The following is a 20,080-nucleotide window of genomic DNA, read 5'->3' on the forward strand; positions in this document are numbered from 1 at the left end:
TAATGATACCGTTTATTGACTTAAAATCTCAACAAGACCAAATTCGTTCTAAGATTGATAAACGAATTCAAACTGTATTAGATCATGGTCAATACATACTAGGTCCGGAGGTAAAAGAATTAGAAAAAAAACTTGGATTGTTTTCTAACTCAAAATATGTTTTATGCTGTTCTAGTGGAACAGACGCTCTTCTGCTAGCCCTTCTTGGGTTAGGGCTTAAACCTGGAGAAGGGGTTATTGTTCCTGCATTTACATTTGCTTCATCAGCAGAGGTTATGCCATTACTTGGCGCTATACCTATTTTTATTGATGTTGATAGTCATACATTTAATCTGGATCCCACTAAATTGGATGATGCATTAAAAACGGCAAATAAACTTGGTATAAATGTCAAAGGAATAATGCCTGTAGGGCTATTTGGGCAGCCAGCTGATATGGATCCAATAAATAACTTTGCAAAAAATCATGATTTATGGGTTCTTGACGATGCCGCTCAATCTTTTGGTTCGACATATAATAACAAACCTGTTGGAAGCCTTTGTGAAGTTAGTGCCACGTCTTTTTTTCCTGCTAAGCCGCTTGGCTGTTATGGTGATGGAGGAGCTCTATTTACCAACAATGAAAAAATCTATGAAATTGCAAATTCTTCTCATGTGCATGGTATGGGTAAAGTAAGATACGAATACGACAGAATTGGTATGAATGCTCGAATATCTACTATTCAAGCTGCTATTTTGTTAGAAAAGTTAAACATTTTTCCATTGGAATTGAAAAAAAGACAAAACGTGGCAGATAATTATAACAAACACCTAAACCAACTAAATCTAGGCATTAAAACGCCTGTCTTAATTAAGGAATCTACTAGTAGTTGGGCTCAATATACTATTATCCTTCCTGATGATATTAATAGAGATACATTGCAAGAAAACTTAAAATCCAAAAATATTCCAACAGCTGTATATTACCCTATCCCATTAAATAAACATAAACCATATGAAAAGTATCCAATTTCTCATGAAGGTTTATCCAATACGGTTTACTTGTCTAAAAATGTTTTGTCTTTGCCTATGCATCCTTATTTAAGTGAAAGTGACATAATTCTAATTGTAAAAAGCATTGCTGAAGCTATAAAAAATTAATATTTTTTTATTTTTTCTTGCTAGTATTAATTACAATGATATATTCCAAAAATGATTAATATGCGGGCGTAGCTCAGTGGTAGAGCATCTCGTTGCCAACGAGAATGTCGAGAGTTCGAATCTCTTCGCCCGCTCCAATTTTGGTACATAACTCCAAGCTTTCCCCTAGATTTTCAACCTCTTAAAAGTATTAACTTTTGATGGGTAGACAAAATGGTAGACAAACTTAACCGCAAATATCTCTATCAAAAAAGAGAGGTGTTTTATTTTTCCAAGCAGGTTCCACAAGACTTACGATACCATTATGCAAAGGTCAGAATTGTCGTTAGCTTGAAAACAAAATCAATCAAAGAGGCAATTCATCTCAGCCAAAATATATTGCTTAAATTAAATCAATACTGGTTTACTTTAAGAATAAACAATGGAAATTTAACAACATTACCTATGCAAACAATCCTGCAAAATTCTCCTAAAATAGATCAAAACCCGAAACTCTCGAATGCTCTTCAAACATACTTTAAACTAAAGGGAATAGGGAAGGGTGAGGTCTTTTTTAGAGCCTCCAGAAGAGCTGTAAACGACGTTATAGCACTTTTAAAAGACCGTTCTTTAAACGCTTATTCAACTACTGATGCGGCACGTTTTAGGGATCACATGATAGATAGGGGACTTGTCTCTTCAACGGTTAAAAGGGTGTTTGCAATCATTCGAGCAATTATAAATTTATCCATTCAAGAGCATGGGCTGAGTTGCAAAAATGCCTTTGCCAAAACATATATCCCTGATCTTGAAGATACTTTTAAAAGACAGCCCATACCAATTAATATCATCAGAAAAGTACAAGAAGAATGCGTTATTATTAATGACCCAAATAGATGGTTAATAGCGCTTATATCTGATACTGGCATGAGGTTATCTGAAGCTCTTGGATTAAAAGTCGATGATCTTAAACTTTATGAAGATGTCCCTTACGTTAATATTATTCCCAACTCTTCTAGACAATTAAAAACTAAATCTAGCGAAAGAAAGATACCTCTTGTAGGCTTATCACTTTGGGCAGCCCAACAGATTTCTGCAAATAGAAATGATGCGTTTGCATTCCCTCATTATACAAACAAAGATTATTGTAGTTCTAATTCAGCGAGTGCTGCTTTAAACAAATGGCTTAAATCAAGAGTGCCTGAGCGTTGTGTTATCCATAGCTTTAGGCATAGTATGAGAGATCGTCTTCGAGAGGTAAATTGCCCTACTGAAATGATAGATCAGATTGGTGGATGGTCGGATAATAAAGTAGGATCATCATATGGAAATGGCTATTCTTTAGCAAAGACAATTAAAGTATTGAGTAAAATTGTTAAATACTAACTCTATTATGAATATTAAGTGTGACAATAGTCTGACAGAAATTCTTTCTCAATGATCTAAATAAATCAACTTTTCTTAGTACATATCACCAGTAAATCAAGAATTGTAGGAATCTGATCTTTTTTCCAATCACAGCAAGGGTTTGAGGATAGAAATAGGGACTTATGTCCACCCACTGAGAAACTACTAAACCAAAACGTCTGAAATACTGTTCTTCATTAGGTTTTCACTAACATAAAGTGTTTTGTGTCCACCCATTGAGAAACAACTATTTCAAACTAGTAGTTTTTCACAATCAAATAACAATCAACCATAAGCACTACTTGAATTATCAAGTGGTGTTTTTTTATTTGTCCTCAAGAAGGACTAAAGGAGACTATATGACTACGACTAAATCAAAAAACGACAATCAAAACAACTATGACTATACCGATATGGAAAACATGAAACGCTTTGTTAGCCAACATAAAGACACTTTAAAATCTACAGGTTCATCTAGATCTTGGTTTATATGGGATGGAATAAGATGGAGGTATGAGGCAGATGACGTCACAGCTACACAAAGAGGCTTTATAACTATTGAGAGCATAGATAAAGAGGCTTTAGCTAGCTTAGATAGTTTGAAAAGACAAGAGCTGCTGAAGTGGTCAAAGTCATCTCAAAGTAAACATAGAATCCTTTCAATGATTAGCATGGCATCAAAGCATAAAGACATGATTGTTTCTATGGCAAGCTTTGATCAAGATACACACGTAATTAACTGTTTAAACGGTGTCATTGATTTAACTGATAGAAGTCTGCAAGCAAGCGGTTCTCATAGACTTATAAGCAAACTAGCAAAGGCTTCTTATAAACCACGTGCTAAAGCGCCTATTTTCAGGTCATTTGTCAATCAGATCTTTGGCAGTGACGTTGAGTTAATAAGATGGGTTCAAAGAACAATTGGATATTTCATAACTGGTTCAGTAGTAGAGCAAAAGTTATTCATTGCCTATGGAACAGGTGCCAATGGCAAGTCGACGTTGTTTGAGATCATAAAGCTTATACTCGGTGACTATAGTAAAACCGCTGACTTTGAGACATTCCTTAGTAAACAAAAGTCTGGGGTTCGTGAACTTGAGGCTGTTGGCGAACTCAAAGGTATTAGGTTTGCCCTTGCATCAGAGACTGACAGTCATGTTAGGTTTAGCGAGGCGATCATAAAAAGACTTACCGGTGGCGATACACTCAGAGGCACAAAGTTAATGAAGTCAGCCTTTGAGTTTAAGCCTGAGTTTAAACTGTGTTTTTTAACGAACCACCTACCCTATGCCAAGGATGGATCATTCGGCTTTTGGAGACGTATTAAGGTTGTCCCTTTTAACCAGAGGTTCTCAGGTTCTAAAGTTGACTCAACTCTTTATGATCAACTCCTGCAAGAAAAAGATGGTATCTTTAAGTGGTGCGTTGATGGAGCCTATCACTGGTATAGAGAACTCGAGAGATCAGGAGGTAAAACTGGTCTTGGTCCCTGTAAGGCAATAGATGAAGCTACTGAAGAGTACAAGTCAGAAAACGATGTCTTAAGTCACTTTATCAATTTTACAGTTGGAGTTGAAGTTGGATCACAGGTGGAAGCTCGAGACCTTTATAATGCATATACCACTTGGGCTAACGACAACACAAGTGACGACAACACCAACCCTCTATCTGAAACTTTCTTTGGTAAACGAATGGTGGAGCGTGGTCTAAAGAAGACTAGAGTAAGTAAGGGTTATATCTATGTTGACATAAAATTAAAGAATAATGGTAGTTGTTTGAACATTTAATCTTTAGACACAATTGCATGTAGACTATGTAGGGTTATACCTTAGGTTGTACTATAGAAATAATTATAGAGAACCTAAGGGTAAACCCTACATACCCTACATAGAGTAATTAAGTAGCTTTAGATTGAACAACCACCACGTTTATTATGTCGTTAAAACGTTAGTTTAACAGGTTAACTTATTCTGTTTCTTTTTAACAAAAGTATATCTAAGATATTTACTATGTTAAATTTAGCCAACTTAATGGTACTTTGAAATGAATGCAGTAGAAATAGAACAAGCTATATCTGAACTTGCAGAAGAAACATATGATTCTGAAGAATTCCCCTTTCAGTTTCTTGTTGCTTTTGGGAACAAAGAACCAACTATTAAAAAACTGAGAAAAGGAGATAGTAATAAGTCCGACATACCTAATGGTATTTTACAGAGAAACAATATTCATATTGCGACCTGTCTGGCTGGAGAAGTTGCAAAAACACTTAATGCATTAAAATCCAGCCCTGCAAATGCTAAAGGAAAGGTTAAGTTTATCTTAGCTACCGACGGTGATGAGTTGCAGGCAGAAGATCTGACTTCAGGTGAAACAATTGCATGTGACTATACTCAATTTCCAAATCATTTTGGTTTCTTCTTACCCTTAGCTGGTATTAGCACTGTTAAGCAAATCCGTGACAACCCCATTGATATTCAGGCCACTAGCCGACTCAACCGCCTTTATGTCGAACTCCTTCGCACAAATGAAGTATGGGCAACAACTGAACGTCGCCATGATATGAACCAGTTTATGGGCCGATTAATCTTTTGTTACTTTGCAGAGGACACTAACATATTTAATGGCGATAACCTGTTCACTAAAACTGTTGAACAGATGAGTGACAGCAAGACTGACAATACTGATTATGTTTTAAAAGAGCTTTTCCGGGCAATGGATACTACCTTCGACGACCGTGCCTCATCAAATATTCCACGCTGGGCAGATGCCATGCCATACGTTAATGGAGGCTTGTTTGCTGGCACAAGAGATGTTCCTAAATTTTCGAGAGCTGCAAGATCTTATTTACTTCATGCCGGCAACCTTAACTGGAAAGAAATTAACCCTGATATATTTGGATCGATGATCCAGGCAGTTGCGGATGATGAAGAACGCAGTGCCCTTGGCATGCATTATACATCAGTTCCTAATATTCTAAAGGTACTAAACCCATTATTCCTTGACGATTTGAGAAAACAATTAGATGAGGCTAATGATAACAGCCGCAAACTTTTAAACCTTAAAAAAAGAATTACTAGAATACGAGTTTTTGACCCTGCTTGTGGATCGGGAAACTTTCTAGTGATTGCCTATAAAGAGATGCGAGCAATTGAATTTCAAGTAAACCAACTCCGTGGTGAGACACATCTAAAATCTGAAATACCACTAAATAACTTTCGCGGAATTGAACTACGTGAATTCCCAGCTGAAATTGCCAGGCTTGCGCTTATAATTGCAGAATTCCAATGTGACGTTCTTTATCGCGGACAAAAGGATGCATTGAAAGACTTTTTGCCACTGGATACTAAGAACTGGATTGTTTGCGGTAACGCTTTGCGACTTGACTGGGTTTCAATCTGCCCACCAACAGGAACAAGAGTTAAACATGCTGCTGAGGATTTGTTCCACACCCCTTTGGAACAGAATGAAATTGATTTTGAAAATGAGGGTGGAGAAACTTTTATATGCGGCAATCCACCTTATGCCGGTCTAAGTTCACAACATCAAGAACAAAAAGCTGATCTAAAGTCACTTTTTAATGAAAAAACAAAATATTGGAAATCCTTTGATTATGTAATGGGATGGTTTTGGAAAGCATATGATTACATGCAGCTGCAGCCTTCTGCAGCAGCGTTCGTATCTACAAACTCAATATGTCAGGGTCAGCTCGTGCATATGTTTTGGCCCCTTATATTAAAAAAACATACACAAATATCTTTTGCACATTTGTCTTTTAGGTGGAGCAATCTTGCATCTAGCAATGCTGTTGTCACAGTAGTTATCATTGGTTTTTCAAATATTTCTTCAAACTCAAAAAGGCTATTTGAAATTATGCCGGATGGTCATACCACAGAAACTGAGGTGCCCAACATCAATGCTTATCTTGTTAAATCTAATAATGTTTACGTAAATGCAATTAATGAATCTCCTCATGACCGACCTGTAATGTATTGGGGAAACAAACCAACTGACAATGGTGAACTAATAATGTCTGCTGATGAAGCACGAAAAATGATTTTGCATGATGCAAATGTAAAAAAGTTTTTAAAGCCTTATTATGGCTCTGTGGAGTTTATTAAGTCTTTACCTAGAGTTTGCATTTGGGTATCTGATGACGAAAAAGTACCTGCTTCATCCATTCCATCTCTTCAAGATCGCTTTAAAGCCGTGAAAGATTTTAGAAAGGCCAGTACTGCAAAAGAAACACAACGTGCTCACATATTCGGACATCGTTTTCGCCAAATACAAGGAAGACCAGGTCAAAAATCAATAATTATTCCAATACATTCTAGCGAAACACGCCCCTATTTACCTGTGGGTTTGTTAAGTAGAGGTTGTATCATTTCTAATGCTGCATTCGCTATCTATGAAGCACCGCTCTGGAACATGGCATTAATCGCATCCCGCATTCACCTTGTCTGGATTGCTAATGTGTGCGGTAAAATAAAATCAGACTTTCGATACTCAAACACTCTTGGTTGGAATACATTTCCTATTCCAAAATTGACGGAAAAGAACAAAACAGATCTAATTCATTGCGCGGAGGAGATATTGCTAGCACGCGAGGCTAATTTCCCAGCAACTGTTGCAGAACTCTATAATCACGACAATATGCCTGAAAACCTGCGTGCCGCACATAATCTTAATGATGAGACACTCGAGCGCATTTATATTGGTCGACGATTTAAAAATGATACCGAAAGACTAGAAAAATTATTTCAACTTTATACAAAGATGACTTCAATCCCGACTTTAAATGAAAGGGTATCATAATGGATGGCAACGTCTCAATTCCGACAGTTTCAATGAATTATGAAGCAAATGGATCATCTAAACAATCTAATGAACTCGGCATGCGTGTTATGCAAGAACGTGCATATGAAAAACGTGGTGAACCATATTTATTAATCAAGTCACCACCAGCATCAGGAAAAAGCCGGGCATTAATGTTTATTGCCTTAGATAAAATCACTAACCAAGGAATGAAGCAGGCCATTATAGTCGTCCCTGAAAAATCTATAGGTGCCAGCTTTAATGACGAACCTTTAAGTAAGTTTGGTTTTTGGGCGGATTGGGTTGTACCTCCAAAATGGAACCTATGCAACTCACCAGGTGAAGATGGAGGCAAGGTTAAATCTGTCGAGACATTTCTTAATAGTGACGATAAAATCCTAGTCTGCACACATGCAACCTTTCGATTTGCAGTAGATAAATTCGGAGTGTCCGCTTTTGATGACCGTCTAATTGCAGTGGATGAATTTCACCATGTAAGCGCCAACCCAGATAACAAACTAGGTGTTCACGTAAATGAGTTTATGACACGAGATAAGGTGAACCTGGTAGCTATGACAGGATCGTATTTCCGTGGTGACGCAGAAGCTGTTTTGCATCCAGATGACGAAGCTAAATTTGAAACAGTTACATACACCTATTACGAGCAACTGAATGGCTACGAATACTTAAAGCATCTAGATATTGGGTATTATTTTTACTCAGGGAACTATGTTGATGATCTTTTGAAAGTTCTAAACTCAAAGGAAAAAACCATCATTCACATCCCAAATGTAAATGCAAAAGACAGTACAAAAGACAAATATAAAGAAGTCGACCACATCCTTAATGAACTTGGAGAGTGGCAAGAAGCTGATCCAAAGACTGGGTTCCATTTAATCAAGACAGAAGACAACAGAGTGATTAAAGTTGCAGATCTAGTTGATGACGATAAGGTAAAACGTGACAAAGTCTCCGAAGCACTGAGAGATCCTGCATGTAACGACAACAAAGATCACGTAGATATCATTATTGCCCTTGGCATGGCCAAAGAGGGTTTTGACTGGATTTGGTGTGAGCATGCACTTACAATAGGATATAGAGCAAGTTTAACAGAAGTGGTTCAAATTATTGGTCGGTCAACTCGTGATGCAAAAGGTAAAACTGACGCTAAATTTACAAACCTAATATCAGAGCCTGATGCTTCTCAAGGTGCTGTCACAGATGCTGTTAATGATACGTTAAAAGCCATTGCGGCAAGCCTGTTAATGGAGCAAGTATTGGCTCCAAAATTTGATTTCAGACCCAAGAATAAAGATAACACCCCAACAGAAGGATTTGATTATGGTGAAGGTGGTTTTGACCCTAATGCAAACAACATCGGGTTTAACGAAGGAACTGGGCAAATACAGCTTGAAATTGATGGTTTAGCTGAGCCAAAAAGTGCTGAGGCATTAAGAATAATTGATCAAGATATCAACGAAGTCATAGCAGCATATGTTCAAGATCCAAGGACAGTTGAACAAGGCATGTTTAACGAGAACCTACCACCAGAAGAACTTACACAGGTCAAAATGGGTAGGATTGTTAAAGAAAAATACCCTGACCTTGATGATAACGATCAAGAAGCGGTTCGCCAACGCGCGATTGCAGCCGTAAATGTAATTCAAAAAGCTAAAAAAGCAATCAATGATGAAACACAAAATACAGACGATCAAACTGAGATAAGGGCAAATACGGCTCTTATTGACGGTGTTAGAAAATTTGCGATGGACGTACGTGACTTAGATATCGATCTCATTGATAGGATCAATCCGTTCAGTGAAGCATATGCAATTATGGCTAAAACAATGAACGAAGACAGTCTAAAAAGATTTGCAGAAGTGATTGCTGGCAAAAAGATTAACATGACTGAGGATGAAGCCAGAGACCTTGCTTCGCGCGCATTCAAATTTAAAGAAGAGCGTAGCCGACTACCTGAGATAACATCCGCAGATCCATGGGAAAAAAGAATGGCTGAGGGTATCGAATACCTTCGCCTAAAGGTTGCCAAGGAAAAACAATGAGCGATTCAACTAACAAAGAGTTATTAGATGCGTTAGGTGTCGAAGTAACGGCTGAGACAAAATCTTCACTAACGCCGCGACAAGAGCGTATCATTGCAGGATTTGAAGACATACAAAGATTTGTTGAAGAACACGGGCGCATACCATCTCATGGAGAAGACAAGGATATATTCGAGCGTATTTATGCCATGCGCCTTGATCAAATAAGGAAACAAAATGAATGTACAGAGCTACTAAAGGAGCTGGATCATCAGAAGCTTTTAGACGCAAGTAATGAACCTGAAAGGCTAGACGAAAACCTTGATAATGAGGATATCTTGGCAGCACTGGGTGTCGAAGTTGATAATAATGACGAGAACGACATAACTAATCTACAAAATGTAAAAGCAAGGGCGGAGATTAAAGCAGCTGAAGAAGTCGGCAAACATAAAACCTGTGAAGACTTTGAAATATTCAAACCCTTATTTACTAATGTTCAACAAGAACTTAAATCTAGCATTAGAGCAACACGGCCATATAAAGATGACGCAACTGTCGGCGAAGGATACTTCTTTATTCTTTCTGGACAATTAATCTATATTGCTGAATTAGGAGAAACATTTATATCTCATGGTAGACATAAGGATGCAAGACTTCGTGTAATTTACGATAACGGCACTGAAAGCGATATCCTTATGCGATCTCTTCAAAGAGCTTTAAACAAAGACGAAACAAGCCGACGTGTAACTGATGCGATAGCTGGACCATTATTTACAGGCGAGCCTGGCAATGCAGCCGATGCAAGCGGCACGATTTATATATGTCGAAGTAAATCAAATGAGGCATACATTTCTGAAAACAGGGAAATTGTTCATAAAATTGGTGTTACTAGCACGTCAATTGAAAAAAGAATTGCAGGTACTGACAAAGACCCCACCTTCCTTATGGCTGGTGTAACATTAGTTGCAACATATGACTTATTTAGTATTAACAGAAATAAGTTAGAAAAACTCATTCATCGTTTCTTTTCACCTGCTAGACTAAAAATTGAAATCAAAGACCGTTTTGGCAAGGCGGTTATTCCGCAGGAATGGTTTATTGTACCCATTGAATGTATAGAAGAGGCCGTTGAAAGAATAAAAGACGGTTCAATTGTTGATTACAGATATGATACAAAATCAGCAAGATTAATAAAAATTTCGGATAAGAGTTAGATCAAGGTTAAAGTTATAACATCGACACCTTCTATTGATTAAACCTTTCTTTGATATAGGAAACTAAATTTGGCCCGTCTAATTTATCTGTTGCTGGATTTGTTCTAACATAAAATTCTTTACCATTTAACCAAATTGGTTCGTTAGATTTTTTACATTCAACTATAAGAATATCCTTGTTTCTAATCATATGAAAAGATGAATTCACATAAGCGTAAACTTTTTCACCAAAATTAGTCTTTAATATGTTCTTTAAATGCAGGAGTAATTTATCTTTATTTTTAAAAAGTTTATCAATCTCTTTATCAACTCCCAATATTTGTTTTTGATCACTTATACCAATTAGTAATTTACCACCTTCAGAATTTAAAAAACCTGCAATAGTTTTCAAAACTGATAACTCTATCCACTTTTCTTTTGTTTGCTTCTTTACATCCAAACAAAACGTTTCTTTAAATTCTAAAATTTTTGTTTCACCACCTCTTATTTCTTTTTCAATTTTATTCTCTAATCTTGAATAAATTAGAGCAATATTTCCATTTTTTTGAATTTCATTATAAAAATCTTGATACAGCTTATTATCAAATTGATCATCTTCTTGATGGTATACATAAAAGTTGTCTGCTAATCCTAGTACAGCGCTTGTATAAGTAGATAAATCATACCATTCTGAAACTAAACCCAATGGTAGAAGAAAAGATTTTCGTCCAATAATATTAAAAAGCCCCATTACAGCAGCCTTTTTCTCAGGAGATAAAGTATCAAAAATTTCAAAAATAGTTCTAGATAAGTCTGTTTTTATAAAATCTTCATCTTTTATAAATGTTCCTGCACCACCACCATAATTCTGAGCATAATAAACACCCCATACATATTCAGTTATTGTATCTAAATTTTTCTTACCTAGTTTTAAAGAAAATATCTCTCTCGCTGGCATTAGACGGTTAAGTTGCTCCATTTCGTATGGAGGACCGTTATATATTTGAATTAAACTGAAGTCATAAATAGGTGAAACTTTTATGGCCTCTTCCCATATTTTATATTGATCTATATCTTCTAAAATTTCTTTTTGATCAGAAAAAATTGCATAACCACAGAACTGAAAATCAAAATTTAGTTTTCCATTTTTTAAATTTAATTTTCCACATCTTTCAAGATCACTCCTTATAAATTCTATTAACTCCTGAGAATGATGCTTTATTTCTGATTTTCCATTAGCACTTAAAATTGGTTTGTTTTCATAAGTAAGATAGAAAGCATTATCTTTTGTTTCTATTTCTAAATCATTAAAGAACATTCAAATACCTAAAACTTTATAAGAACCCTATTTATTTTAATACTAAATTAATATTAACAAAAATATCAACCAGTATTAAACTCTTTATTGAAAGGACTTTATCCATTAATAACTAAATAACCAAACTTATAACCCAATTCCAACAACGTTTAGTCATAATTGCACTTTATTATAAATAATAATAGGGAGAAACAAATGGCAAATAGTGGCATAGAGTGGATAGACATAACCTTTAACTTTTGTGTAAGGCTTTTATACGATATCGGTAACCTTCTAGGTATTACATATGAAGAGATAAACGTATGGCTATTTGTATTTATTTGGCCTATCGCAAGTCTCGTTTTGTTTGCAGAAATCATAAGGCTTAGGCTGAAGATAAGTTTCATGAATAATTCAAGAGGTAATTAGTAAGCTATTGTACATTTACTACTATTTTAATTCAGATCACTCCAATACTCATTTGATGACCATCTACAAGATGGAAAGTTAGAACATCCAAGAAAAAAGCTTTTATCATTACTGTTTTGATAAACTACAACAATTCCCTTATCCCTCTTCTTTTGACAACTAGGACATTTGCCTCTTAACCCAGTCGGCACGGGAGGAAATTGAACACCAAGACTTAAACCCTCCCCTGAGTTCTGACAATTAACACACCTTTTGGTTCCTGGAGACGCGCTTAATCTTGGGAAGGGTATGGGCAGATCACAAATCTCACAGCTAACATTGTTATTAGTATCAAAAAGGAGAGCACCATCTACATCTAAAATCTCAAAGCTCTTTTGACGGCATTTAGAGCATATAAAAGACCTTACTAATTCAGATATATTACTAAGATTAAGAGCATCCTCAGATTTAAGGCTTTCGTTTAAATAATCATAATCAAGGCTCTCAGTATTAGAACATTCATGACAGTTGAACTTTATCTTTTCTAATCGTTTTACAACCATTGTACCGCCTTTAATCAGGCTATATTAAAAAACTTAATATATTGAATAAACGCTAAATTAAAATAACAACAATAACAACATGTCTTTAACCCTTTTTTTGAAAAGAGTTTATTCATTAACCCCGGGGTACTCAATTCTTGTAATATGGTACCTAAAAGCTCATAACCTTCTTCTTAATATAACTAAGGTCAGGATGGGCATACCTAAGAAGCATTGACTGTGTTCGGTGACCACTAATTGAAGCTGCTTCAGGTATAGTTAACCCTCGCTCAATAAACCTTGAGATAGCCTCATGCCTTAGGTCGTGGAAGTGAAGGTTATTTAAACCCGACCTCTTTATAAGCCTATTCTTTACTCGGCCTATGTATCGTTTCATCAGTGACGCTTATATCAGAACATTCGTTTGATCTGGGGTAGACAAAAGGGTAGACAAAAAGGTAGACAAAAATGAGCATATTGACACAGTTTTTGTATAAGGTAATCTTGAACAAGAGGTTGAATAAAAGGTAAGATAAGCGGGCGTAGCTCAGTGGTAGAGCATCTCGTTGCCAACGAGAATGTCGAGAGTTCGAATCTCTTCGCCCGCTCCATTTAACATAATTTATTTGTTTAGTTATTTTAATTAAATGATTTCAACCACATCAAAACCTATTTTATCCATAATCGTATAGTCATTAATGTTTTGTTCTATATTTTTATCTGCTATTAAAAAACCTATGTATTTAGAATGTTTGGGAGACCAGACAATAGATGTTGCTTTTCCAATATGTTCGTTTTTTAAAAATACCGGAAGATTACTATAAAACGGTGGCTTATTAATACCTTCAAAATCAAATTTTACTGTAAACATAGATTTTTTAAAACCTATCTCTCTTTGTTTTAATAAAACTGGTTTACCTATAAAGTTATTATCAGTATCAAGGTTACAATATTTTCCTAATCCACAATCTTGCGGCAAATTTTTATTATTCATCTCATTGCCATAACTAAGAAGATTGCTTTCTACCCTTTCAATCATATTAGGGCAGCCAACTTTTATATTAAATTCTTGACCGTCCTTCATAATCAAGTCCCATAACAAAGTTCCAGTATTTGGATTTGAAAACAAAATCTCATACCCAGATTGTTTGCTAAAACCTGTTTTTGATATAAAAATATCCTCATTATTAAAATTAAATTCTTTAAAATTGAAAAATTTAATATTTTTTATCTCTATACCTAAAGTCTTCACCATTACCTTTTCTGATTTTGGGCCTTGAACAGCAATAGTAAATATATCAGTCTCAATTACTTGGGCATTAAATTTCATTCCATGATTAATTGCCGATATCCAATTAAACAAATCAGAATCAGATAAAGAAATAAAAAAACGTTCTTCAGATATACAAAAAACAACAGGATCGTTTAATAACCCACCTTCAAAATTTACAATGGGGGCATAATAAGCTCTACCTGGAACAACTTTAGTAAAGTCTCTACAAAAAAGAAACCTAACTAAAGATAAAGCTTTTTTTCCTTTTATTTCTATTACTTTTTGGCAACAAACATCCCAAAGTTGAACATACTTAATAAGATGTAAATAATCACTTTTTAAAGATTTGAATATTGTTGGGATCAGAGTGTTATTATATACGCTATGTTTTTTAACACCTGCTTGTTCATTTCTAGATGTGAATGGTGTCTGTTTAATTCTATTTGATGTTGTAAAAAAATCATTAGACATTTCCAAATCCCCCTTTAAAAATACATTAATCACTTTTAACAATTTTTATAAAAAGTAAAATAATAAATTTGTTTAAAGAAAAAAATATTAGTTTCACGAGCTACAATCAAAAATTAAGTTATTTATTACTTTAAGAAGCATTTACAACTAAGGTGATTATAAATGGAACAACTTGTAAATTTATACAACAAAGCCAAAACTTTAAATAATAATCAATTAAGAAAATTAATTAGGTCTGGAGATTATATAGGTCAAACAGCTGGTCTATCTAAAAATATGCTCCAAACAAATCTTATTATTTTAGAAAAACAATACGCACTAGATTTCATGATTTTTTGTCAGCGAAACCCCAAAGCTTGTCCTCTTGTAGCTGTAACAAATGTAGGAGATCCCTTTTTTAAAACTTTAGGAAATAACATTGATGTTAGAACTGACGTTCCTTCTTATAATATTTATGAGAATGGTAATTTTAATAAAACAGTTAGTCAAATATCTGAATTTTGGAATGAAAATTTAATTGGGTTTGCCATAGGCTGCTCTTTTACATTTGAGCATTCTTTATTAAGACATGGTTTTTCTATTGATCATATAAGTGAAAATAAAGTGGTCCCTATGTATTCAACTAATATAAAAAATGAAAAATCAGGTCCTTTTGAAAATACAATGGTTGTATCAATGAGAATTTTTAAAAAATATCAAGTTGATAAAATAATTAATATTTGTAAATCCTTTCATTGGGCTCATGGTAAACCTATACATGTAGGTGATCCAAATGAAATTGGTATTAGTAATATATTCAAGCCTACTTGGGGAGATAAACCTAGACCCCTATTAAAAGATGAAGTTAATATGTTCTGGGCTTGTGGTGTAACCCCTCAAAATGCAATTTTAAACTCTTCGGTTGAATTTTGTATTTCACATACACCTGGATATATGCTTATTACAGATATAAAAGAAGATGCAGAAACACCGATCTTACAATAAACTCTATGTCTTGGACAACACAGATATCTTTCTTGCTGCAATTTTTGCTTTGTCAAGTGTTTCAGCCAATATTATTCCCATTCTTCGATAAGACTTTAAAGATGGTTTTCCAAAAATTCTGAAATCGACACTTTTATCTTCTAAAGCTTTTTCAATACCTTCTATTGAGTAATTACCTGTCGCATTTTTTTCAGCTAAAATCACATGACTCGCTCCAGGTCGATTCATTTTAATTTCTGGTAAAGGCAAACCTAATAAAACTCTAGCGTGTATGTCAAACTGACTAAAATTTTGAGTATACATAGTCACCATACCAGTATCGTGAGGACGAGGACTTAATTCACTAAAAATAACTTTACCTTTTTTATCAACAAAAAATTCAACACCAAATATTCCAGACCCTCCTAAATCTTTAACCATTTTACTCGCAGCAACTTGTGCTTGTGCGATAACATCATTAGAACAATCTGCGGGTTGCCAACTATACTGATAATCTCCACGTTCTTGGAAATGTCCAATTGGCTGACAAAACGAGACCTTACCTGATTTTTCAAGTATTGTTAAAAGTGTTATTTCATAATCAAAATCGATAAACTCTTCTACTATTACACGTTTTCTGTTTCCCCTCATACCTTCAATGGCAAATTTCCAAGAAGCTTTTAATTCATCTTTTGTATTAGCATAACTTTGACCTTTTCCTGAAGAACTCATCACAGGCTTTACTGCGACTTTTGTTCCTATTTTCTTTGCTTCTGAGATTAATTCTTGTTCTGTTTCAGCATAAGCAAAACTTGCTGTTTGCAAGCCTAAACTTTTTGCTCTATCTCTAATTCTATCCCTATTCATAGTTAAGTTTACTGCTTTTGCTGATGGTATTACATTGTATCCATTTGTTTCTGCGTCCAACAAAACCTGCGTTTCAATGGCTTCTACTTCTGGAACTATAAAATCTGGTTTATGATTTTCTATTATTTTTGTAAGTTTATTCTTATCAAGCATGTTAAATATTTCTGATTCATCACTAACTTGCATAGCTGGTGCATTTTTATATGCATCACAAGTAATAACGTAACACCCTATTCTCTTCAGACTGATAGTTAATTCTTTTCCTAATTCACCACTACCTAATAATAAAATTTTTTTCATAAGGTTCCTTTTTAGAGTTTTAAAAAACATTAAACTAATTTATCTTAATAACATGAATTTCATACAAAATTTTTATTACAAGGTATTAAATAAACAAATTTCAAGTATTTATAAAGACCGTTTTTTTAAATATCATAACACTCCAAAAGGTGTGTTTTGGAATAACAGAATGTCTCAAGATTTAAGATTAAATATAATTTTAGATAAAATCACTGATAATTCTACATTAAACATTATCTCTATTGGAGACGTTGGTTGTGGATATGGTAGATTATTTGAGATTATTAAAGAAAGAAAATTAGATAATAAAATTATATATTCCGGCTTTGATATTAATAAAGAAATGGTTTTATTTTGTAAAAACAATAAATATTTTCATAAAGTATCTTTTAAAATAGGAACTTTTCCAACTCAGAATGTTGATTATGTTGTTATGTCGGGAACTTATAATTTAACAGTAATTAAAAATATAAGAATATGGGAAAATTATATTATAGAAAATTTAAAATCTAATTGGAACTATGCAAAAAAAGCCTTAATTTTTAATTGTTTAGTAGATCAGAGCCGGAAAATTCAAAAGAATTTATACTATACAGAATTGTCTTGGATAAAAAATATTTGTGAAAAGAATTTTGGTACTTTTGAATGCATTAAACATAATATGCTTCCAAATGATGTTACTATTATTGTAAAAAAATTAGGTTAAATTTTTAACAAATTTATTAATATAACCTGCAAATTCTTGTGGTTTTTCAATTGGGATTAAATGACCACAATCTTCAAGCTCAATTATTTTAGTATTTTTAATTGTTTTGATAATATCATCAATATCACTTGGTACTCTGAAAACTTTATCGTGATGACCAGTCATTATTAAAACAGGTACATTAATCTTAGACCAATCTAAATCCCAATTTGCTGATAGAGAACCTTGCATTAATTTAAAAATTCCTGAAGACTCTTCCAATCCCATATAATTGTTTGGATTTAGAGCTTTTGGTTTCATTTGTTCTAAAAAACGAGGAGAAGCAATAACAGGCATATTAAAATCCATTAATAAAGATGTTCCTCCATAACGTGCAACATTAACCATAGTCTCGTTTATCCAACGTAATCTTGTGTTGTTTTTTCTTAGAGTGTTTATCAACACGAGACCTTTACTATTAATACCTTTTTCTAATGCAAGAGTTGCGTACAATCCACCTATTGAAAGCCCTACTAGAACTATGTTTTGAATTTTTAATTCATCTATTAGCAAACATAAATCTGATACTATAATTTCAGTATCCAAATCTAAACGCTCGTCAAATTTACTAGTCTCTTGCCCCCTGAAATTATATGTTAGATATCCATTACCTTGGCCAACAACTAGTTGACCAATTTCTCCATTCCAAGCTGACACATTTCCTGTAAGCGCATTAACAAATACAAAAGTAAAACCGTTATCTTTTGGTTTTACAAATTCGTAATAAATCTCATTTTTATCGTCAATTTTTAAAATAGTCATTTTGATCCTCTAATTTTCTAAAATTTCTATTTTTAGATGTTGAAAGTGTAACTCCAACTCTTGATCTCTTAAAGTAGCTATTTTTTTAAATTCTTCATCGTCTTCTAAATTGATTTGTTGTTCATTATTTTGATTTTCAAAATTAGGAGTTATTTCTCCTAAAATTTCTTCTGTTTCAGAAAATTCTCTTTTTAAAGGTTCTTCTCCAACTCTTTCTTGAAATGTAACTATTGCTCTAAGACCTCTTTCAATAGCAGATCGCTCATCTTCATTTTCACTTTCGTCAAAACCTACATATAATGCATGGACTATATGTTGCTTTGGATCTGGTAAAATACCAACATCAAATATCATTTCACCTTCTGGGTTTAAATTTGTATAAAAATCACTAAACCTAGCTAATATTTCTCTTGTACGTGATGGTCCAGACTCAATGGGCGGTGCTTTTTGAGGTGGAAGTGGGGCATTGATATTATTCCAAATAACAACACAAATAAGAACGCAAAAAGTTACGACAAGAGCAATTAAAAATGGTGTTGAATCTATAAACATATTTAATAAACACAAAAACTAATATTTCATTTATCTCTGAATTTATAATTTAACGAGTAATAAATCAAAGTAATAATTCAGATGTAAATATGTGAAAATTTAATAAAAAAATATTATACATATATATCAGTCACTTAATCAATATTACTTGTAATAAGCTTACACAACGATTTGCAATTAAGGTACTTTTGTTGTTACAATGATTCTGCATATAATATGTAATTATTTAAATTAACAAAGGTTTGTAAATTTTTTACAAGCGGAAATAGGAGAAGAAAATGAAACGTATACTATTACCTGGCGTTATAGTATTAGCGTTAGTCATAGGTGTATACTTTATGACACAAAAAGGTGAAGATAAAGTTGCTGATTTAGCTTGTGGTAAAGTTACTATAGCCGAAATGAACTGGGCATCTGCGGAATTAATGGCAAATGTTGACAAAATTATATTAGAAAACGGTTATGGTTGTACAGTTGAACTAGTTAGTGGCGCAACAATGCCTACTTTTACTTCAATGAATGAAAAAGGAGTGCCTGATGTTGCTCCTGAACTATGGGCTAATGCGGTTGTAGAACCTTTAACAAAGGCAACTAGCGAAGGTAGATTAATTGTTGCAAATAAAGCACCAATTACAGGTTTAGGAGAAGGTTGGTGGTTACCACCTGCAACTCTAAAAAAACATCCTGAATTGAAGACAGCTCTTGATGTTATCAATAGACCTGATTTATTTCCATACTCTGAAGATAAATCAAAAGGTGCCTTTGTTGGATGTCCAGCTGGATGGGGATGCCAATTAGTTAATGCAAACCTTTTTAGAGCGTTCGAAATGGAAAAAAAGGGCTGGGTTCTTGTTGACCCAGGAAGTGCCGCTGGATTAGATGGTTCAATGGCTAAAGCAGTTGAAAGAGATGAAAACTGGTTTGGTTATTACTGGTCACCAACTTCTATGATTGGTAAATATAAAATGCATAAGTTAGACTTTGGCGTACCTTTCGGCGGCAAAGAAAACTGGGACGGTTGTATTGTTAAAGCTGAGAAAGACTGTGCTGACCCTAAGGTTTCATCATGGACTAAATCTGAAGTTAATACAGTTGTTACTTCCAATTTTAAAGAGAATGCCGGAGTTGCTTTAGAATTTATTAGTAAAAGAATTTACCCAGGTGATGTTATGAATGGCATGTTGGTGTTCATGACAGAGCAAAAAGCTTCAGGTAAGGATGCAGCTTATGAATTTCTTGCTAAACATGGAACTGTTTGGGAAAAATGGGTATCTCCAGAGATAGCTGAAAAAATTAAAGCAAGCATTAAAAGCTAAAATAATTTAATT

The 20,080-nt window shown here is 34.1% G+C and carries 17 protein-coding genes and 2 tRNA genes; 12 read left to right on the forward strand and 7 right to left on the reverse strand.

What is annotated here, in order from left to right:
- Positions 1-2: 2 nt before the first annotated feature.
- The 7 genes from ABXT66_RS10690 to ABXT66_RS10720 all read left to right on the forward strand — a co-directional run bounded on the left by ABXT66_RS10690 (position 3) and on the right by ABXT66_RS10720 (position 10,593).
- Positions 3-1,139, forward strand: coding sequence for a DegT/DnrJ/EryC1/StrS family aminotransferase (locus tag ABXT66_RS10690; protein ID WP_443643500.1), 1,137 nt, complete (start codon positions 3-5; stop codon positions 1,137-1,139).
- A 62-nt stretch (positions 1,140-1,201) separates the two neighbouring features.
- Positions 1,202-1,276, forward strand: a tRNA-Gly gene (locus ABXT66_RS10695).
- Positions 1,277-1,352: 76 nt separating this feature from the next.
- Positions 1,353-2,504: a DUF6538 domain-containing protein gene (locus tag ABXT66_RS10700; RefSeq protein ID WP_443643501.1), complete on the forward strand. Its 1,152-nt coding sequence runs from the start codon at positions 1,353-1,355 to the stop codon at positions 2,502-2,504.
- A 380-nt stretch (positions 2,505-2,884) separates the two neighbouring features.
- Positions 2,885-4,312, forward strand: a complete 1,428-nt coding sequence (locus ABXT66_RS10705; protein ID WP_443643502.1) for a DNA primase family protein — start codon at positions 2,885-2,887, stop codon at positions 4,310-4,312.
- Between the two features lie 256 nt (positions 4,313-4,568).
- On the forward strand, positions 4,569-7,337 hold the full coding sequence (locus tag ABXT66_RS10710; RefSeq protein ID WP_443643503.1) for a class I SAM-dependent DNA methyltransferase: 2,769 nt from the start codon (positions 4,569-4,571) through the stop codon (positions 7,335-7,337).
- Positions 7,337-9,400: a DEAD/DEAH box helicase gene (locus ABXT66_RS10715; RefSeq protein WP_443643504.1), complete on the forward strand. Its 2,064-nt coding sequence runs from the start codon at positions 7,337-7,339 to the stop codon at positions 9,398-9,400. Before ABXT66_RS10710 ends, ABXT66_RS10715 begins: the two co-directional genes overlap by 1 nt.
- A gap of 188 nt (positions 9,401-9,588) precedes the next feature.
- On the forward strand, positions 9,589-10,593 hold the full coding sequence (locus ABXT66_RS10720; RefSeq protein WP_443643505.1) for a GIY-YIG nuclease family protein: 1,005 nt from the start codon (positions 9,589-9,591) through the stop codon (positions 10,591-10,593).
- A gap of 31 nt (positions 10,594-10,624) precedes the next feature.
- Here ABXT66_RS10720 and ABXT66_RS10725 read toward each other — a convergent pair whose 3' ends face one another.
- Positions 10,625-11,890 (reverse strand): AlbA family DNA-binding domain-containing protein, encoded by a 1,266-nt coding sequence (locus ABXT66_RS10725; protein WP_443643506.1) that lies wholly within the window; start codon positions 11,888-11,890, stop codon positions 10,625-10,627.
- Between the two features lie 195 nt (positions 11,891-12,085).
- Between ABXT66_RS10725 and ABXT66_RS10730 the strand changes: the two genes are divergently transcribed.
- On the forward strand, positions 12,086-12,298 hold the full coding sequence (locus ABXT66_RS10730; protein ID WP_443643507.1) for a hypothetical protein: 213 nt from the start codon (positions 12,086-12,088) through the stop codon (positions 12,296-12,298).
- A gap of 26 nt (positions 12,299-12,324) precedes the next feature.
- On the opposite strand, the gene ABXT66_RS10735 is transcribed toward ABXT66_RS10730, so the two are convergent.
- Both ABXT66_RS10735 and ABXT66_RS10740 read right to left on the reverse strand, forming a co-directional pair.
- Positions 12,325-12,840, reverse strand: coding sequence for a TraR/DksA C4-type zinc finger protein (locus ABXT66_RS10735; RefSeq protein WP_443643508.1), 516 nt, complete (start codon positions 12,838-12,840; stop codon positions 12,325-12,327).
- A 151-nt stretch (positions 12,841-12,991) separates the two neighbouring features.
- The gene (locus tag ABXT66_RS10740) at positions 12,992-13,216 is read right to left on the reverse strand and encodes a tyrosine-type recombinase/integrase (RefSeq protein ID WP_443643509.1); all 225 of its coding nucleotides are present in this window, start codon (positions 13,214-13,216) and stop codon (positions 12,992-12,994) included.
- A 139-nt stretch (positions 13,217-13,355) separates the two neighbouring features.
- Here ABXT66_RS10740 and ABXT66_RS10745 point away from each other — a divergent pair.
- Positions 13,356-13,430 (forward strand) — tRNA-Gly (locus ABXT66_RS10745).
- Positions 13,431-13,462: 32 nt separating this feature from the next.
- Here ABXT66_RS10745 and ABXT66_RS10750 read toward each other — a convergent pair.
- Entirely contained in the window at positions 13,463-14,563 is a 1,101-nt protein-coding gene (locus ABXT66_RS10750; protein ID WP_443643510.1) for a hypothetical protein, read from the reverse strand.
- Between the two features lie 162 nt (positions 14,564-14,725).
- Between ABXT66_RS10750 and ABXT66_RS10755 the strand changes: the two genes are divergently transcribed.
- A complete protein-coding gene (locus tag ABXT66_RS10755) occupies positions 14,726-15,547 on the forward strand; it encodes a putative hydro-lyase (RefSeq protein ID WP_443643511.1) in 822 nt (273 codons plus the stop codon).
- Between the two features lie 3 nt (positions 15,548-15,550).
- Here ABXT66_RS10755 and purT read toward each other — a convergent pair whose 3' ends face one another.
- Entirely contained in the window at positions 15,551-16,723 is a 1,173-nt protein-coding gene (gene purT / locus ABXT66_RS10760; RefSeq protein WP_443643512.1) for a formate-dependent phosphoribosylglycinamide formyltransferase, read from the reverse strand.
- 139 nt (positions 16,724-16,862) lie between these two features.
- Between purT and ABXT66_RS10765 the strand changes: the two genes are divergently transcribed.
- Positions 16,863-17,399, forward strand: coding sequence for a methyltransferase domain-containing protein (locus ABXT66_RS10765; RefSeq protein WP_443643513.1), 537 nt, complete (start codon positions 16,863-16,865; stop codon positions 17,397-17,399).
- Here ABXT66_RS10765 and ABXT66_RS10770 read toward each other — a convergent pair.
- Positions 17,391-18,200 (reverse strand): alpha/beta fold hydrolase, encoded by an 810-nt coding sequence (locus ABXT66_RS10770; RefSeq protein WP_443643514.1) that lies wholly within the window; start codon positions 18,198-18,200, stop codon positions 17,391-17,393. The genes ABXT66_RS10765 and ABXT66_RS10770 overlap by 9 nt on opposite strands.
- Before the next feature lie 9 nt (positions 18,201-18,209).
- Positions 18,210-18,752, reverse strand: a complete 543-nt coding sequence (locus ABXT66_RS10775; RefSeq protein WP_443643515.1) for a hypothetical protein — start codon at positions 18,750-18,752, stop codon at positions 18,210-18,212.
- A gap of 278 nt (positions 18,753-19,030) precedes the next feature.
- Between ABXT66_RS10775 and ABXT66_RS10780 the strand changes: the two genes are divergently transcribed.
- Complete coding sequence (locus ABXT66_RS10780; protein WP_443643516.1) at positions 19,031-20,068, forward strand: glycine betaine ABC transporter substrate-binding protein; 1,038 nt, start codon at positions 19,031-19,033, stop codon at positions 20,066-20,068.
- The last annotated feature ends 12 nt before the right edge of the window (positions 20,069-20,080 follow it).

The sequence above is a fragment of the Candidatus Levibacter sp. Uisw_134_01 genome (assembly GCF_047717795.1).
In the GTDB taxonomy this organism is placed as follows: Bacteria; Pseudomonadota; Alphaproteobacteria; order Puniceispirillales; family Marisalimonadaceae; genus Marisalimonas.

Excerpts from the sequence above, each read along its gene's own strand:
- ABXT66_RS10780 (WP_443643516.1), top strand. The coding sequence starts at position 19,031 with ATGAAACGTATACTATTACCTGGCGTTATAGTATTAGCGTTAGTCATA.
- ABXT66_RS10715 (WP_443643504.1), top strand. The coding sequence starts at position 7,337 with ATGGATGGCAACGTCTCAATTCCGACAGTTTCAATGAATTATGAAGCA.
- ABXT66_RS10775 (WP_443643515.1), bottom strand. The coding sequence starts at position 18,752 with ATGTTTATAGATTCAACACCATTTTTAATTGCTCTTGTCGTAACTTTT.
- ABXT66_RS10710 (WP_443643503.1), top strand. The coding sequence starts at position 4,569 with ATGAATGCAGTAGAAATAGAACAAGCTATATCTGAACTTGCAGAAGAA.
- ABXT66_RS10725 (WP_443643506.1), bottom strand. The coding sequence starts at position 11,890 with ATGTTCTTTAATGATTTAGAAATAGAAACAAAAGATAATGCTTTCTAT.
- ABXT66_RS10730 (WP_443643507.1), top strand. The coding sequence starts at position 12,086 with ATGGCAAATAGTGGCATAGAGTGGATAGACATAACCTTTAACTTTTGT.
- ABXT66_RS10700 (WP_443643501.1), top strand. The coding sequence starts at position 1,353 with ATGGTAGACAAACTTAACCGCAAATATCTCTATCAAAAAAGAGAGGTG.
- ABXT66_RS10735 (WP_443643508.1), bottom strand. The coding sequence starts at position 12,840 with ATGGTTGTAAAACGATTAGAAAAGATAAAGTTCAACTGTCATGAATGT.
- ABXT66_RS10705 (WP_443643502.1), top strand. The coding sequence starts at position 2,885 with ATGACTACGACTAAATCAAAAAACGACAATCAAAACAACTATGACTAT.
- purT (WP_443643512.1), bottom strand. The coding sequence starts at position 16,723 with ATGTTTTTTAAAACTCTAAAAAGGAACCTTATGAAAAAAATTTTATTA.
- ABXT66_RS10755 (WP_443643511.1), top strand. The coding sequence starts at position 14,726 with ATGGAACAACTTGTAAATTTATACAACAAAGCCAAAACTTTAAATAAT.
- ABXT66_RS10740 (WP_443643509.1), bottom strand. The coding sequence starts at position 13,216 with ATGAAACGATACATAGGCCGAGTAAAGAATAGGCTTATAAAGAGGTCG.
- ABXT66_RS10765 (WP_443643513.1), top strand. The coding sequence starts at position 16,863 with ATGTCTCAAGATTTAAGATTAAATATAATTTTAGATAAAATCACTGAT.
- ABXT66_RS10750 (WP_443643510.1), bottom strand. The coding sequence starts at position 14,563 with ATGTCTAATGATTTTTTTACAACATCAAATAGAATTAAACAGACACCA.
- ABXT66_RS10690 (WP_443643500.1), top strand. The coding sequence starts at position 3 with ATGATACCGTTTATTGACTTAAAATCTCAACAAGACCAAATTCGTTCT.
- ABXT66_RS10770 (WP_443643514.1), bottom strand. The coding sequence starts at position 18,200 with ATGACTATTTTAAAAATTGACGATAAAAATGAGATTTATTACGAATTT.
- ABXT66_RS10720 (WP_443643505.1), top strand. The coding sequence starts at position 9,589 with ATGCGCCTTGATCAAATAAGGAAACAAAATGAATGTACAGAGCTACTA.